The sequence below is a fragment of the Streptomyces sp. NPDC020490 genome (assembly GCF_044335305.1).
In the GTDB taxonomy this organism is placed as follows: domain Bacteria; phylum Actinomycetota; class Actinomycetes; order Streptomycetales; family Streptomycetaceae; genus Streptomyces.
Genome location: NZ_JBIRUY010000015.1, coordinates 148,527 through 162,555 on the forward strand (window position 1 = coordinate 148,527; position 14,029 = coordinate 162,555).

The window sequence follows — 14,029 nt, forward strand, 5'->3', positions numbered from 1 at the left end:
GACCCGGCGGTGAAGTGCCAGGTCAGTGGTCCGCTGCCGGATGTTCACCGCGCGCGGGGAACGAGAGGTTGGAATACCATGGTCGGTAGCGCTGACTTCTGATGAAGGAGTGCTTATCGGTGAGGTAGGTGTCCGACGATGGCCCTGATCTCTTCTTTCATAGCAGCCACGGACGGCCCGACACGCTCGGTGCGTGCGGCGGCGAGTTACCTCTACGGCCTGCTGACTCCCGGACGTGCGGAACCCGACGGCAGACGTGAGAGCGGCGAGGTCGTCGTGCCGGTGCGGACGACGTCGTTCGTGCAGGGCCGGGCCGCGGGTCTGGGCCCGGTGACGGTGGCGTACGAGCGGCAGGGGACCGGGGAGCCGCTGGTCCTGCTGCACGGCGTCGGTCATCACCGCCGGGCCTGGGACGCCGTCGTGCCGCTGCTGGCCGAGCGGCACGAGACGATCGCCATCGACCTGCCCGGGTTCGGGGAGTCTCCCGACCTGGATCCGGCCGTGCCGCGCGATCTGCGGACCGCGGTGGGCTGGCTGGGCACCGTGCTCGCCGAACTGGGCGTGGAGCGGCCGCACGTGGTCGGGCACTCGCTGGGCGGACTGATCGCGCTGCGTCTGGGCCAGGCCGGACTGGCGCGCAGCGTGACGGCCCTGGCGCCGGCGGGGTTCTGGACCGACGCGGAACGGCGGCGGACGTACGCCCTGCTCGCCGCGGCCCGGCACAGCGTGCGGCTGCTGCCTGACATGGCCATGGTCCGCCTGGCGCACACGGCGACCGCCCGGGCCGCGCTGGCCGGCACGGTCTACGGCCGGCCGGAGAGCTGCCCGCCCGAGACGCTGGTCGCCGATCTGCGGGCGCTGCGGGACGCCACCGCCTTCAACGCGACCCTGCGGGCCGGGCGGGCCCCCGGCCTGTTCTGCGGGGACGTCCCCGGCCTGCCGGTGACCGTCGCCTGGGGCGCCTGCGACCGGATCCTGCCGCCGCGGCAGGCCGCGCGCGTGCTGGCCATGATCCCGGAAGCCAGGCTCGTCGAACTGCCCGAGTGCGGCCACATCCCGATGAACGACGCGCCGGATCTCGTCGCCCGTGTGATCCTCGAGGCGACCCTGCGGGCCGCGGCCGAGGAACTGTGACGATCGACTCGGCGGCCGGCCGCTCGGCTCAGCGCAGAGCCTGCGTTGCGCACCCGTCCCGGCCGTGCAGCCGTTCGAGGACGTCGTCCGCCGGGCAACGGCCGCGGCTGACATAGCGGTCGGCGTAGGCCGCCACGGCGTCCACCACGTCGCCGCTCGCGCCGAGCCGGGGCAGGGCGTCCAGCGCGGCGGCGAAACAGGTCACGGCGGCGCGCTTCAGCTCCGGGTCGGACAGCCCGCGGCGCGCCGCGTCCGTCCACAGCGGGTTGTGCGGGGCGGGATCCCCGGCGGCCCGCCCGGCCAGCGGCTCCACGGCCCGGTGTGCGATCGCGGCGGCGCGTGGATCGTCGAACAGGGCCGTGGTGACCGCGAGCGGCACGATCCATCCGTCGTCCCCGGGCTGCGCGTCGATCATGCGCAGTTCCAGGTGCCCGCGTGGCCTGACCGGCGGGAACAGCGTGGTGAGGTGGTAGTCGAGGTCCGCGCGGGTGGGCGGGCGCATGGTGTCCGAGCGGGTCCAGTCGCGGAAGCTCACTCCGTCCGGCACGTCCCACGGCCCGTCGTCCCGCCGTACGCACATCAGCGGTGCGTCGAGGACCCGGCGCACCCACGCGCGGCGCGGATCGTGGGACAGGGCGGGCCCGCCGGACCGCCCCGGGTCGAGTTCGGTCCACATCAGCTGCCGCGTCGACCGCCAGCCGGTGGCCCGGCCCTCGGACATGGGCGAGTTCGCGAACGCCGCGACCAGCACCGCGCCCAGCCGGTGCGCCAGCCACCAGCGGCGGGTGAATCCCATGACGCCCGGCCCCTCGGCCCCGGCGTCGAGGCACACCTGGACGGAGGCGGAGGCGCACATCAGGGTCCGTCCCGCCGGACCCGTGCGGCCGAGGCTGACCTCCATGGCGTCGTACCGGGGTTCCCGCAGGAACCGGCGGGGCGGACGCCAGGGGTCGATGCCCATGCCTGCCAGGGTCAGCCCGTTCTGGCGCAGCAGGGCACGCACGGCCCGCAGATCGGCGGAGACCTCCGAGACGCACCGCGTCAGCGACGGGGCGGGCCGGGAACTCAGCTCCAGCTGGCCACCGGGTTCGACGGTCAGCGCGGAGGTCAGCGGCAGGGTGCGCAGTGCCGCGTAGGCCGCTTCCAGCCGCCCGGCGGCGACGGCGCGGTGCGGGGCACGTTCGTCGTGGACGAGCCATTCCACCTCCACGCCGACGGTGCGGGGCGGGCCGGTCTTGAAGCAGATTCCGGCGACCAGTGCCTCCGCTTCGTGTTCGGTGACGGCGGGTGGACCGTCAGCGCCGTCCTCCGGTGAGAGAGACATCGGGGGAGCCTCCTGGGTCGCCGCGGGGAAGCGGGGCACGAACCGGCATCCGGTTCGCGTACGGACGTGCCTGCCCCAGGGTCCGCCGTGCCGCCCTGTCATGACAAGGGCGCACTTTCCCGGCGACCGGTTTTCAGCGCCCGGCGCGCCTTCCGCGCCTCACACCCGGCTCCCCGACGCCGTGTCCGCCGACATCCGCTGGGCCACGTAGATCGGCACCGCGGACACCAGCACCAGCACGGCCGCCACCACGTTCACCACCGGCGCCTGCTGCGGCCGGGTCATGTTGTCGAAGATCCAGATCGGCAGGGTCTGGACGCCGGGTCCGGCGGTGAAGGTGGTCACCACGATCTCGTCGAAGGACAGCGCGAAGGCGAGCAGCCCGCCCGCGAACAGCGCCGAGCGCACCAGCGGGAAGGTGACGTCGGCGAAGGCCCGGAAGGTGTCGGCGCCGAGGTCCATCGCGGCCTCCTCGTACGTGCCGGAGGTGCGGCGCAGCCGGGCGACGACGTTGTTGAAGACGACGACGATGCAGAAGGTGGCGTGCCCGACCACGACGGTGAACAGGCCGAGGCCCACCCCCAGCGGCTCGAGCACCGTGCTGAACGCCGAGTTGAGCGCGATGCCGGTGACGATGCCGGGCAGCGCGATCGGCAGGACGACCACGAACGAGAGGGTGTCCCGGCCGAAGAAGCGGTGCCGGGCGACGGCGAAGGCGATCAGCGTGCCGAGGACCAGGGCGATCACGGTGGCGCCCAGACCGGCCTTCACCGAGGTCCACAGCGCCTCCCGGGCACCGGAGTTGCCCCAGGCGACCGACCACCAGTGCAGGGTGAGCCCCGGCGGCGGCCAGCTCGCGCTGCGGTCGGGGTTGAGGGAGTTGACGAGGACCAGCAGCAGCGGCACGTAGATCACCGCGAAGCCGAGCCCCGCGGCGACCCGCAGGGCGATCCGCGCGGAGCGGGAGAGTTGCACGGCGGGCTCCTAGAGACTGCTCAGCGCGCCGGTGCGGCGCATCGCCAGCAGGTACAGGACGATGACGACGACGGGGACCGTGCCGAGGGCGGCGGCCATGGGCAGGTTGAGTTCGATGTTGGAGTAGACGAGGTTGCCGATCAGCTGGGTCTTGCCGCCGACGATCTGCACGGTGATGTAGTCGCCGAGGCTGAGCGAGAAGGTGAAGATCGACCCGGCGGCCACCGACGGCAGCACCATCGGCAGCACCACCGAGCGGAAGGTCCGCCCGGCCCGCGCGCCGAGGTCGGCGGACGCGTCGAGGAGGTTGGCGGGCAGCTGCTCCAGCGCGGTGTGGATCGGCAGCACCATGTACGGCAGCCACAGGTACGTCAGTGTCATGACCGCCGCCGGCAGCCCGTACCCCGGCCCGCTCAGCCCGAACGGCTTCAGCATCCAGTCGGCGAGCCCGCCCTGGGACAGGATCAGCCGCCAGGCGTACACCTTGACCAGGTAACTCGCCCACAGGGGGGTGAGGATGGCGACCACGAGCAGCGGACGCCACCGGGGGCGGGCGATGCGGGCGGTGTAGAAGGCGAGCGGGAAGGCGATCACCGCGCACAGGGCGGTGACGGCGACGGCGACGCCGACGCTGCGCAGGACGACCTGCCGGTAGACGGGGGTGGTGAACAGCGCCTGGAAGTTGTCGGTCGACCAGACCTTCACCACCTCGCTGGTGAAGGAGTCCGTCGTCCAGAACGCGGAGACGAACAGCACGGCCAGCGACCCGAGGTAGAGCACCGCGAGCCACAGCAGCGGAGCGGTCAGCAGCAGGGACAGCCGCAGCCGGGGCCGGCGGTGCAGGGTCCCGGCGAGCCGCCGGACGGTTCCCCGCCCGGCGGCGTGCGCCTCTACGGTCATGACGTCAGCCCTTGATCTCGGTCCAGGCCTGCACCCACTTGGCGTACGGCACGCACTTGACGTCGGTGCGGCCGTCCAGGCACTGCTCGATGGGCGTGTTCCAGAAGGCGATCTTCTTCCAGTAGGCCTCGTCGGCGGCGTGGTAGGTGGTGCAGAAGGTCTTGTCGCTGGTCTGCTCGCACGCCTTGGCGTTGGCGGGCGCCTCGCCGAAGTACTCGGCGACCTGGGCGTTGACCTTGGGCGAGATGATCCAGTCCAGCCACTTGTAGGCGCAGTTGGGGTGCTTGGCCTTGGCGGCGACCATCCAGGTGTCGGACCAGCCGGTCGAACCCTCCTCGGGCACCAGGGCCTTGACCTCGGCGCCCTCGTCGGCGGCGAGGCTGGCGATGACCTGCCAGGTGGTGCCGACCACGGAGTCACCGCTCTTGAAGGCGGAGACCTCCTTGAGGTAGTCGCTCCAGTACTCGCCGATGTTCGTGTTCTGCTTCTTCAGCAGGCTCACCGCGGCGTCGAACTGCTTCTGGTCCAGCGCGTACGGGTCCTTGATCTTCAGCTCGGGCTTGGTGGCCTTGAGGTACAGCGCCGCGTCGGCGATGTAGATCGGCGAGTCGTAGGCGGTGACGTGGCCCTTGTACTTCGCCGCGTCGTCGAACACCGCGGACCAGGAGGTCGGCGCGGGGCTGACCTTCTGTGTGTTGTACATCAGCAGGTTGGCGCCGCGGCCGTGCGGGATGCCGTACATCCGGCCCTTGACGGAGTTCCAGTTGCCGTTCTTCAGGCCGCTGAAGACGTCCTGGTAGTTCGGTACGAGCTTGGTGTTGACGGGGGCCGCGTCCCCGGAGGCGATCAGGCGCAGGGAGGCGTCGCCGGAGGCGGAGACGGCGTCGTACTCGCCGGTCTTCATCAGCTTGACCATCTCGTCGGAGCTGGCCGCGACCTTGGAGTTGACCTGGCAGCCGGTCTGCTTCTCGAAGTCGCTGACCCAGTCGACCTTCGGGTCGTTGGATCCGTCCTCGACGTAGCCGGCCCAGGCGATCAGGTTGACCTGGCCCTCGGTCTTGCCGAGCTTCGAGGGCGCCTTCAGGTCAGGGGGGTTGAGGCCGCCGGCCGAGGAACCGCCGGAGCCGGAGGAGCCGCAGGCGGTGGCGGCGAGCAGCAGCACGGCGGCGCCCGCTGCTCGGATGGATCGGGTGAGGCGCACGACGTACTCCATGGGGTGAGGGTTCAGTCGGGGACGTGGACGGTGTGGCGGCGGTGCCACTGGAGGCGGACCCGGGTGCCGCGGTAGGCGGCGACGTCCTCGGCGGAGGTCTCGAGGTTCTGCTGGAGCGCGGTGAGGCGTCCGCCGGCGTCGAGGTCGACGAGGAAGCGGGTGGCGTCCCCGAGGTAGACGACCTCGGCGACCGTGCCGGTGGCGCCGGCCTGCTCCGGCTCGTCGGTCTCGGCGGACTCCTTCAGCACGCGGATCTTCTCCGGGCGGATGCTGTAGGTGCCGGGCGCGCCGACGACGCGCTGGGCGGACTCGCCCGCCAGGAGGTTGGAGGTGCCGACGAAGGAGGCGACGAAGGCCGTCGCGGGGCGCTCGTATATCTCGGCGGGGGTGCCCACCTGTTCGATGCGGCCCTGGTGGAAGACGGCGATGCGGTCGCTCATCGTCAGCGCCTCCTCCTGGTCGTGGGTGACGAAGACGAAGGTGATGCCGACCTCGCGCTGCAGCGCCTTGAGCTCCACCTGCATCTGCTCGCGCAGCTTGAGGTCGAGGGCGCCGAGGGGTTCGTCGAGCAGCAGGACGCTGGGGCGGCCGACGAGGGCACGGGCGAGGGCGACGCGCTGGCGCTGGCCGCCGGAGAGCTGGGCGGGCCGGCGCCGGCCGAAGCCGTCCAGCCGGACCTCGACGAGGGCCTTGCGGGCGCGCACCAGCCGTTCCGCCTTGGGCACCTTGCGGATCTTCAGGCCGTAGGCGACGTTCTGCTCCACGGTCATGTGCGGGAACAGGGCGTAGTCCTGGAAGACGGTGTGCACGTCCCGCTCGAAGGGCGCGAGGCGGGTGACCTCCTTGCCCGCGAGTTCGATCCGGCCTCCGGTGGGCGTCTCGAATCCGGCGATCATGCGCAGCACCGTGGTCTTGCCGGAGCCGGAGGGTCCGAGCATCGAGAAGAACTCTCCGTCCCGGATCTCCAGGTCGACCCCGGCCACCGCGGTCGTCTCCCCGAACGACTTCCGCAGATCCTGTAGCCGGATCGCACGTCCCTCCATGAGCGGGAACCTTTCTGGCGTTCTGGTGAGTTGACCTCTTGACGTGAAACATATGAAGTCATAGTTCAAACCTCAAGGCCCCCTTAGGGTAAAGCTTGAGTCAACGCACAAGGTGGTGGCCGTGAAGCAATCGATCGACGGCGGCGCCCGCAGAGCCGTCTTCGCGCCGGTCGAGGGCCGGGCGCGCGTCGAGGCCGTGGTCCAGCGCCTCGGCGACGCCATAGAACTCGGCCTGCTCGCCGACGGTGAGCAGCTGCCCGGCGAGAGCGAGCTGGCCGGGCAGCTCGGCGTGTCCACGGTGACCCTGCGCGAGGCGCTGATGGCGCTGCGCCAGCAGGGCCTGGTCACCACCCGCCGCGGTCGCGGCGGCGGCAGTTTCGTCTCCCTGCCCGAACTGCCCGGCGAGGAGCGCCTCAAGGTCCGGCTGCGCGGCTGGAGCACCGAGGAACTGCGCGACCTGGGCGACCACTGGGCGGCCCTGTCGGGCGCCGCGGCCCGCCTCGCCGCGCAGCGCACGGACGCCGACGACCTCGCCCAACTCCGCCGCAGCGTCGATGAGTTCGCCAGTGCCGAGGACGCGGCGGCGCGCAGCCGGGTGTACGGCCGCTTCCATGTGGAACTGGCGGCGGCCGCGCAGTCGGCCCGGCTCACCCGGGAGCAGGTGGCCCTCCAGACCGACATCGGGGCGCTGCTGTGCCTTGTGCTCGGGGACGACGAATATGGTGAAGAAGTCGCAGACCGTCACCGGTCCGTAATCTCGGCCGTGCAAGATGGGGCGCACGAATCGGCCAGGGAGCTGGCCGAGCGGTGCGTCCTGGAGTCGACGGCGAGACTCATCGCCCTGCGCCTGTCCCTCTAGCCGCGCGCCGCGCCCGGTCCTCGTCCGCTGGAGGGCGCCATGATCACCAGCCCCGGCCTCGTGGGAGCGCCGGCCGCCACGCTCGACGCGTCCACCGAGGCAGAGGTGGCGGCACGGGTCGGCGGCGCGCTGGAGGCGGTCTTCGACGCGGTCGCCGAGACCCGCGCCGACGCGACGGCGCTGCTGGCCCGGGTGGCCGACCGGCACGGCCGTCCCGCGACCGCCGACCTCGCCGCGCTCCGCCCCGGCCTGCACCTGCGGCTGACCCGGCAGGAACTGGTCTCCGGGGCGGGTTTCGTGGCCGCGCCCGGTCTGCTCGGCGACGTGCCGGCCTGGCTGGAGTGGTGGCAGACCACCGCCGACGGCCAGGTACGTCCCCTGCTGCTCGACCTGGACCCCAGCCGGTCGGCGTACTCGGACTACACGCACTGGGACTGGTTCGCCCTGCCCCGTGACACCGGCCGCCGCGCGGTGGCGGGCCCCTACGTCGACTACCTCTGCTCCGACGAGTACAGCCTCACGCTGTCCGCGCCGGTCGAGGTGGACGGCCGGTTCGTGGGCGTCGCCGCGGCCGACGTGTACCTGCGCCACTTCGAGGCGGCCGTGCTGCCCCTGCTGCGCCGGCTGCCGGGACCCGCGTACCTGGTGAACGCGCGCGGCCGGGTCGCCGCGTCCGCGGACCCGGCACACCTGGCCGGCTCCCTCGTCAAGGGACCGGACTTCGCCGCCGTCCTGGAGCGCTCGCGCCCCGCGCGCTTCGCCGGACTGCGGCTCGTCCCGTGCCGGGGCGTCCCGCTCGTCCTGGTGACCGCGGCGCACCGGACGTCGTGACGGTGGACGGTGACCCGGCGGGCCGATGACGGCTCCCGGTGTCGCGGCCGGCCATGACGGCGCCCGGTGTCACGACAAGCGCTGACGGCGGCAGGCGCGCGGACAGCCGTACTGGTACCGCCTGCCGAGGCCGCCGTGCCGACAAGGCGCGCCGTGCCGACAAGGCGCCGTCGGCGACCTGAACGCCGACGGTGCCCGTCAGACCTCGGGGGCCGGCACCACCCGCAGGTGGGCGGCCGTGGGGCGGGCCGTGCGGCCCCGGGACCGGTCGCGCCGCGCCTCCCGCAGCACCAGCGTCAGCCGCGTGTACCCCATCTCCTCCAGCGTCGGCGTCGTCTCATCCATTACCCGGCAGTCCGTGGCGCCCCAACGCGGATCGGGGTGCGTCACGGGCCGTACGGCGCCGTCGTGCCGGACGGCCCGCTCGCCGACCGCGCGGATCCAGTGCGGCAGCCCCTGCCGGAAGGCGGCCTCCATGAGGGGGTCCTGCGCGATCTCCCGCCGGATGGCCTGCAGGCCGTGATCATGGCCGTGGCGTTCCACGGCGTCCGCGAAGTGCGCCAGCATGGGCAGGCACCAGCTCGACTCGTGCTCACCGAGGACGGTGCCCGCGTCCGGGTGGAACAGCACGAAACGGAGGAAGTTGTCGCCGGGCATGGCCGTCGGATGCGGGGACACCTCACGGAAAAGTGACGCGAAAGCGCTGTTGGACAGAACGACGTCCCAGCGGTGGTCGAGCACGACGGACGGGTGGGGGACGGCCTCCAGGAGGACGGCGCAGTCCTGCAGATAGGCCTGGGCCTCGAGACTCACGGGGACGGGCCGCGGTGCCGACCGCTGCCCTCCTGCCTGAAATGCCATCGGGAGGTCACCCCTCTTGCCTATGCGGCCTTCACGCGGCGCCTTGATCCTGGGGCCACGACACGAGCCGTGTCAACTATCGTGGCATTCCACGCCTGTTGAGCGCTTGTTGACGGCTGAAATTGGCCACAGTTGTGGCGAGACCTGGATGTGGGTTCGAACGACCGGTAATCTCCGTCGAGTTCACGGCAACCGTTTGTGAGAAGCCTGTGAGAAACGTAGGAGATCGGTCGGTGACGGATGGCTTCGAGAGTCCGGGCACCGCGGCGACCGCTGCGCTGCCTGCCGTCGTCGCTCGCGTCACCGCGCTCGCCGACCGGCTCGGCGTGCCCCACTCGCAGGTCTTCGACACCGCCCGCCTGTCCGTCGCCTCCGGCGTGCCCGAACCGGTCGTCAAGGCCCTGCTCGGCGGCCGCCCCGCGGGCGAACCCGATGTCCAGGCCCGCTTCCTGCAGCGCCTGGACCTGCTGCGGCGCACCCGCCTGAAGCCCAACGGCCGCAAGTACACGCAGCAGGAGATCGCCGACGGCGCGGGCATGTCCCGCCAGCAGGCCGGCGCCCTCATCAACGGCGACCGGCGTCCCACCATGGAGCACTGCGACGCCATCCAGCGCTTCTTCCGCGTGCACGCCGGCTTCCTCACGGCCGAGGACCCCGAGGCCCTCGCGGGTGCCCTGCAACACACCGAGCAGGAACTCCTGCAGAAGCTCGCCGAACGGGAGGCGGCCGCGGCCTCCGAGGATCCCCTGGAGCGCCTGCTGCAGGACCACGGCGTCCGCGGGATCGCCTGGCGGGCCGCGCAGCTGCCCACCGACCAGCACCGGGACAAGGTCGCGGAGTGGCTGGACATGCTCCTGGAGAGCGTCAAGCGGCCCGAGTCGTGAGCCGGGGGATAACTGTGGGCATCGGCAAGGAAATGCGCCGCCTGTGCGGCGAACTGGTCGCGGAACTCAACCTCCCCGCACCGGCGCACCCCGCGGACCTGTACGGCGCCCTCTGCCACGCCATGAGCCGGCGCCGCGGCCGCCCCGTCCACTTCCGCACGGCCGCCTTCCCCACCGGCACCGCCAGCGGCCTGTGGCTGGACATGGCCGACCAGGACCTCGTGGTCATCGAGGAACGCACCGCCCCCGACCACCAGTTGGTCATCCTCGGCCACGAACTGTGGCACATGAAGGCCGGCCACTGCGGCCACCACCTCGAAGGCGCCAAGGTCGCCGCCCGCCTCCTCGACGACGAGGCCGACCTCCAGGCCACCGTCCGCAAGGTGGCCGCCCGCAGCCGCTTCGACCTGGCCGACGAGAAGGAGGCCGAGGCCTTCGGCCTCCTCCTGGCCAGCAGATGCCGTACCTGGCTGGTCGGTTCGTCCCTGCGGGCGCCGGTGCAGCGCGACCACCTCGCGGGCCGGATCGAGGCGTCCCTGGGCTACCTGGGCCCCCAGTCCTGATCTCCGCCGAGCGGGCGGACCGCGCCGGTGGCCGGACCGACTGTCAGTGGTGGACGGCAAGCTGGAGTCGCACCCCTTCGTCTTCATCGCGGGGGGTGCGCGACCGACGACGCCGACAGGAAGAGCCGACCGATGCCCACAGCCGTTCTGACCGACCACGAACGCACCGCAGTCCAGGCCTATCTGCGGCTGCTGCACACGGTACGGGCCTCCCTCGACGGTCCGCCCGGTTCCCGCCGGCCACCCGTCGTCCCGCCGTCGGTGCTCGCCGAGGCCGAACAGGCGCTGGCGCGGGCGGGACTGACGGGCAACGAGGAGGAGTTCTTCCGCCTGCTGCGCGGCTGGTGCCCGGAGCCGTGAGCCCGGGAGAAAGCGGTGGCGATCGTCCGAGCCGATCCGGCCCGAGGCCGGTGAAGCCCACGCTCGCGGCCCGCGAAGACTCTCGGCCGGCAGGCCGGTTCATCCAGGCAGTGGGCGTTTGAGTGGTCTTTCCGGACGTGCGTGCTGCGGAAACAGGCCGAAGCATCCCTGTATCCCTTGGACGTCAGGTGAGGCGAGGGAAGGCGGCCGGCGACGATGATCGCGCGAAGGGAATTCCTCATGGCCGGTGCCATGGGGGCTGCGGCCATGCTTCCGCGGAGTGTCCTGGGAGCTCGGGCGTATGCGGCGACGGCCCACCCGCCGACGGGGTGTTCGGAAACCTCCGCGCCGAACACGCCTCCGCCGGAAAAGTACGTCGACCCGCTGCCCAGGCCGATGACAGCCGTCCCCGATCCTTCCGTCTATCCGGGTGCCGACTACCACGAGATCACGATGCGGCAGGGATCGTGGCGCTTCCACCGGGATCTCGGGCCGTCACCTGTGTGGGGTTACTGGGCCACGGACCCGCATGATCCTCGCCAGTCGATCGGCACGGGCTACCTCGGCCCGACCATCAGCGCGACCCGTGACCACCCGACGGTCGTCAAGTGGCGCAACGAGCTGCCGACCACCCACATGTTCCAGTTCGTGATCGACAAGATCCGCAATGGGGATCCCGAGCTCGCTCCGATCGCACCGCCTCCCTACAAGAGCGTCCAGCCCTTTCCTCCGAACATCAACGTGTGGAACGTCGTGCATCAGCACGGCGGTTACACGGCGCCGCAGTCCGACGGCATGCCGCTGCAGTCGTTCAGCCCGGACGGCTTCCACGCATGCAGTTCCGGGTCACCAAGCCGCTGTCCGGAGGAGGGGACAGGTCGACGCCGCCCGAGAAACTCATGCTGCCGGCGGTCGCCCCCATCAGGCCGAAACCGCGCACCCGGCGGCGGGAATGGGTCGTGTACCAGCACAAGCTCTTCAGCACCATGACGTTCAACGCGGTGCCGTTCATGGAACCGTCACAGGACTTCATCAAGGAGGGCTCGACCGAGATCTGGGAGTACATCAATCCCAACCACGACGCCCACCCGATGCACCGGTTCCGCCGGCCCCGGACGAAGCGCTGTCCCACAAGGACACGGTGAAGGCGCACGCGGAGATGGTGACCAGGATCATCATCCAGGAATTCGTCCCGCCGAAGGCCACGATCGCGTCGATTCCGGGCAGCGGCGCCGAGCTGCCTGCGACCTATGTCCACCACTGCCACATCCTCGAACACGAGGACGACGACCTGATGCGTCCGTGGACGATCGTCAGCGACGACGACGATGACGGTCACGGCCACGGCCATGGCCACGGACACTGAGGAGACCGACCGGCCCGCGTGCGCCGGCCACGGGCTGGTCGAACAGGGCGCCGGGCGGCGGTCAGTCCGGGTGCGGCACCGTCACCGACGTCGCCACCAGTCCGCGCCGGACGGTCCAGCGGCCCTCGAAGTGGCCGACCCGCCCGCCGCCGACCAGCGGGCCGGGGACGAGGAGCGCGGCACGGAATCCGCCGCTGAGCCGGTCGCCGGGGTCGGTGTGCACCTCGATGTCGGCCTCGGAGAAGTCCAGCCACTGCCCGGTGAGGGGGAACCACGCCTTGTAGACGGCCTCCTTGGCGCTGAACAGGAGCCGGTCCCAGTGCACGTCGGGGCGTTCGGCGGTCATGCGGCGCAGCCGGGCCGCCTCGGCGGGCAGGGCCACGGCATCCAGGACGCCCTCCGGGAGCGGGCCGTGCGGTTCGGCGTCGATGCCGAGGGAGGCCAGGTCGCCCGCGCGGACCAGTGCGGCGGCGCAGTAGCCGGCGCAGTGGGTCATGCTGCCGGCCACGCCGGGCGGCCAGACCGGGGCGCCGCGTTCGCCGGGCAGCAGGGGCTGCGGCGGCACGCCGAGCTTCTCCATGGCCCGGCGGGCGCAGGAGCGCACGAGGGCGAACTCGCGGCGGCGCTTGTCGACGGCCTTCGCCACCACCGCCGCCTCCTCCGGGTACAGCGGCGCGGGCTCGCTCCCGTCGTCACCGTGCGCCTCCACGACGACCACCGTGTCCGGCAGCAGCTCCTCGATCACCCGGCTTCGACCTCCTTCGGCAGGATGCGGCGCAGCCGCCCCGGCGGCTGCTGCCGCTTGCGCCACTCACGCGGGTAGCCGACGGACACCTCCTCGAAGCGGACGTCCTCGTGCCAGGTGGTCCGCGGAATGTGGAGATGGCCGTAGACCATGGTCTCGACGCGGAAGCGGCGGTGCCAGTCCGCGGTCGCCGCGGTGCCGCACCACATGGCGAATTCGGGGTGCCACAGGATCTCGGTGGGGTGCCGGTGCAGCGGATAGTGGTTGACGAGGACGGTGGGCAGGTCCGCGGGCAGCTCGGCGAGCCGGCGCTCGGTCTCGGCGATCCGGGCCCGGCACCAGGCCTCGCGGCTCGGGTAGGGGTCGGGGTGCAGCAGGTACTCGTCGTTGCACACGATGCCGGTGCCGTGCGCGTACTCCAGTCCCTGAGCCTTGGTGACGCATCCGGCGGGCAGCCACGAGTAGTCGTACAGCAGGAACAGCGGGGCGACGGCCACCGGGCCGCCGGGACCTTCCCAGACGGGGTACGGGTCCTCGGGGGTGACGACGCCGAGTTCGCGGCACAGGGTGACCAGGTGCTCGTAGCGGGCGACTCCGCGCGCGGTGACGGGGTCCTTCGGGTGGGTCCACAGCTCGTGGTTGCCGGGTACCCAGACGACCTTGGCGAAGCGGCTCGCGAGCGTCTTCAGGGCCCAGCGGATGTCGGAGACGATCTCGGAGACGTCACCGGCGACGAGCAGCCAGTCCTCGTCCGACTCGGGGCGCATCGCCTCGACCAGGGCACGGTTCTCGGCGTAGCCGATGTGCAGGTCGCTGATGGCCAGCAGTTGTCCGGCACCACCGGCCGTCGACGTCACCTGTCGCCCCCTCCGCGCTCGCCCGAGCGCCCACGTACGGACCTGCCTGAGGGCCGCACGCCTCCGCGCGGGCGACCGCCACCACGACAACACATTCCCGGCTGCCGGACAAGG

16 protein-coding genes are annotated in these 14,029 nt (G+C 71.7%); 8 read left to right on the plus strand and 8 right to left on the minus strand.

What is annotated here, in order from left to right; translation table 11 throughout:
- Window positions 1–138 precede the first annotated feature (138 nt).
- Entirely contained in the window at window positions 139–1,134 is a 996-nt protein-coding gene (locus ACH4ZX_RS18050) for an alpha/beta fold hydrolase (protein WP_398273180.1), read from the plus strand.
- Between the two features lie 28 nt (window positions 1,135–1,162).
- Here the strand turns inward: ACH4ZX_RS18050 and egtA are convergent, their stop codons facing one another.
- From egtA to ACH4ZX_RS18075, 5 genes are all read right to left on the minus strand, one after another.
- Window positions 1,163–2,458, minus strand: a complete 1,296-nt coding sequence (egtA, locus tag ACH4ZX_RS18055; RefSeq protein WP_398273182.1) for an ergothioneine biosynthesis glutamate--cysteine ligase EgtA — start codon at window positions 2,456–2,458, stop codon at window positions 1,163–1,165.
- A 159-nt stretch (window positions 2,459–2,617) separates the two neighbouring features.
- Window positions 2,618–3,433 (minus strand): ABC transporter permease, encoded by an 816-nt coding sequence (locus ACH4ZX_RS18060; protein ID WP_398273184.1) that lies wholly within the window; start codon window positions 3,431–3,433, stop codon window positions 2,618–2,620.
- A 9-nt stretch (window positions 3,434–3,442) separates the two neighbouring features.
- Window positions 3,443–4,333: an ABC transporter permease gene (locus tag ACH4ZX_RS18065; protein ID WP_351894762.1), complete on the minus strand. Its 891-nt coding sequence runs from the start codon at window positions 4,331–4,333 to the stop codon at window positions 3,443–3,445.
- A gap of 4 nt (window positions 4,334–4,337) precedes the next feature.
- Window positions 4,338–5,546, minus strand: a complete 1,209-nt coding sequence (locus tag ACH4ZX_RS18070) for an ABC transporter substrate-binding protein (protein WP_398273186.1) — start codon at window positions 5,544–5,546, stop codon at window positions 4,338–4,340.
- An 11-nt stretch (window positions 5,547–5,557) separates the two neighbouring features.
- Window positions 5,558–6,589 (minus strand): ABC transporter ATP-binding protein, encoded by a 1,032-nt coding sequence (locus ACH4ZX_RS18075; RefSeq protein ID WP_398273188.1) that lies wholly within the window; start codon window positions 6,587–6,589, stop codon window positions 5,558–5,560.
- A gap of 112 nt (window positions 6,590–6,701) precedes the next feature.
- Between ACH4ZX_RS18075 and ACH4ZX_RS18080 the strand changes: the two genes are divergently transcribed.
- Both ACH4ZX_RS18080 and ACH4ZX_RS18085 read left to right on the plus strand, forming a co-directional pair.
- Window positions 6,702–7,448, plus strand: coding sequence for a FadR/GntR family transcriptional regulator (locus ACH4ZX_RS18080; protein ID WP_398273190.1), 747 nt, complete (start codon window positions 6,702–6,704; stop codon window positions 7,446–7,448).
- A 39-nt stretch (window positions 7,449–7,487) separates the two neighbouring features.
- Window positions 7,488–8,279 carry a cache domain-containing protein gene (locus ACH4ZX_RS18085; protein ID WP_398273192.1) on the plus strand — a complete coding sequence of 264 codons (792 nt, stop codon included), beginning with the start codon at window positions 7,488–7,490 and terminating at the stop codon, window positions 8,277–8,279.
- Between the two features lie 198 nt (window positions 8,280–8,477).
- On the opposite strand, the gene ACH4ZX_RS18090 is transcribed toward ACH4ZX_RS18085, so the two are convergent.
- Window positions 8,478–9,140: a hypothetical protein gene (locus tag ACH4ZX_RS18090; RefSeq protein ID WP_398273194.1), complete on the minus strand. Its 663-nt coding sequence runs from the start codon at window positions 9,138–9,140 to the stop codon at window positions 8,478–8,480.
- Between the two features lie 233 nt (window positions 9,141–9,373).
- On the opposite strand from ACH4ZX_RS18090, the gene ACH4ZX_RS18095 reads away from it, so the two are divergent.
- From ACH4ZX_RS18095 to ACH4ZX_RS18115, 5 genes are all read left to right on the plus strand, one after another.
- Entirely contained in the window at window positions 9,374–10,024 is a 651-nt protein-coding gene (locus tag ACH4ZX_RS18095; RefSeq protein WP_398273196.1) for a helix-turn-helix domain-containing protein, read from the plus strand.
- Window positions 10,025–10,056: 32 nt separating this feature from the next.
- Window positions 10,057–10,587, plus strand: coding sequence for a toxin-antitoxin system, toxin component (locus tag ACH4ZX_RS18100; protein WP_360752978.1), 531 nt, complete (start codon window positions 10,057–10,059; stop codon window positions 10,585–10,587).
- Between the two features lie 132 nt (window positions 10,588–10,719).
- The gene (locus ACH4ZX_RS18105; RefSeq protein ID WP_398273198.1) at window positions 10,720–10,947 is read left to right on the plus strand and encodes a hypothetical protein; all 228 of its coding nucleotides are present in this window, start codon (window positions 10,720–10,722) and stop codon (window positions 10,945–10,947) included.
- 833 nt (window positions 10,948–11,780) lie between these two features.
- Window positions 11,781–12,092 (plus strand): hypothetical protein, encoded by a 312-nt coding sequence (locus ACH4ZX_RS18110; RefSeq protein ID WP_398273200.1) that lies wholly within the window; start codon window positions 11,781–11,783, stop codon window positions 12,090–12,092.
- Window positions 12,093–12,106: 14 nt separating this feature from the next.
- Window positions 12,107–12,313 (plus strand): hypothetical protein, encoded by a 207-nt coding sequence (locus tag ACH4ZX_RS18115; RefSeq protein WP_398273202.1) that lies wholly within the window; start codon window positions 12,107–12,109, stop codon window positions 12,311–12,313.
- Window positions 12,314–12,374: 61 nt separating this feature from the next.
- On the opposite strand, the gene ACH4ZX_RS18120 is transcribed toward ACH4ZX_RS18115, so the two are convergent.
- Window positions 12,375–13,058, minus strand: coding sequence for a 4'-phosphopantetheinyl transferase (locus ACH4ZX_RS18120; protein ID WP_398273204.1), 684 nt, complete (start codon window positions 13,056–13,058; stop codon window positions 12,375–12,377).
- On the minus strand, window positions 13,055–13,915 hold the full coding sequence (locus tag ACH4ZX_RS18125; protein WP_398273206.1) for a metallophosphoesterase family protein: 861 nt from the start codon (window positions 13,913–13,915) through the stop codon (window positions 13,055–13,057). The genes ACH4ZX_RS18120 and ACH4ZX_RS18125 overlap by 4 nt, the downstream gene beginning before the upstream one ends.
- Window positions 13,916–14,029 lie beyond the last annotated feature (114 nt).

Excerpts from the sequence above, each read along its gene's own strand:
- ACH4ZX_RS18050 (WP_398273180.1), top strand. The coding sequence starts at position 139 with ATGGCCCTGATCTCTTCTTTCATAGCAGCCACGGACGGCCCGACACGC.
- ACH4ZX_RS18085 (WP_398273192.1), top strand. The coding sequence starts at position 7,488 with ATGATCACCAGCCCCGGCCTCGTGGGAGCGCCGGCCGCCACGCTCGAC.
- ACH4ZX_RS18110 (WP_398273200.1), top strand. The coding sequence starts at position 11,781 with ATGCAGTTCCGGGTCACCAAGCCGCTGTCCGGAGGAGGGGACAGGTCG.
- ACH4ZX_RS18115 (WP_398273202.1), top strand. The coding sequence starts at position 12,107 with ATGGTGACCAGGATCATCATCCAGGAATTCGTCCCGCCGAAGGCCACG.
- egtA (WP_398273182.1), bottom strand. The coding sequence starts at position 2,458 with ATGTCTCTCTCACCGGAGGACGGCGCTGACGGTCCACCCGCCGTCACC.
- ACH4ZX_RS18100 (WP_360752978.1), top strand. The coding sequence starts at position 10,057 with ATGCGCCGCCTGTGCGGCGAACTGGTCGCGGAACTCAACCTCCCCGCA.
- ACH4ZX_RS18065 (WP_351894762.1), bottom strand. The coding sequence starts at position 4,333 with ATGACCGTAGAGGCGCACGCCGCCGGGCGGGGAACCGTCCGGCGGCTC.
- ACH4ZX_RS18105 (WP_398273198.1), top strand. The coding sequence starts at position 10,720 with ATGCCCACAGCCGTTCTGACCGACCACGAACGCACCGCAGTCCAGGCC.
- ACH4ZX_RS18070 (WP_398273186.1), bottom strand. The coding sequence starts at position 5,546 with ATGGAGTACGTCGTGCGCCTCACCCGATCCATCCGAGCAGCGGGCGCC.
- ACH4ZX_RS18090 (WP_398273194.1), bottom strand. The coding sequence starts at position 9,140 with ATGGCATTTCAGGCAGGAGGGCAGCGGTCGGCACCGCGGCCCGTCCCC.
- ACH4ZX_RS18075 (WP_398273188.1), bottom strand. The coding sequence starts at position 6,589 with ATGGAGGGACGTGCGATCCGGCTACAGGATCTGCGGAAGTCGTTCGGG.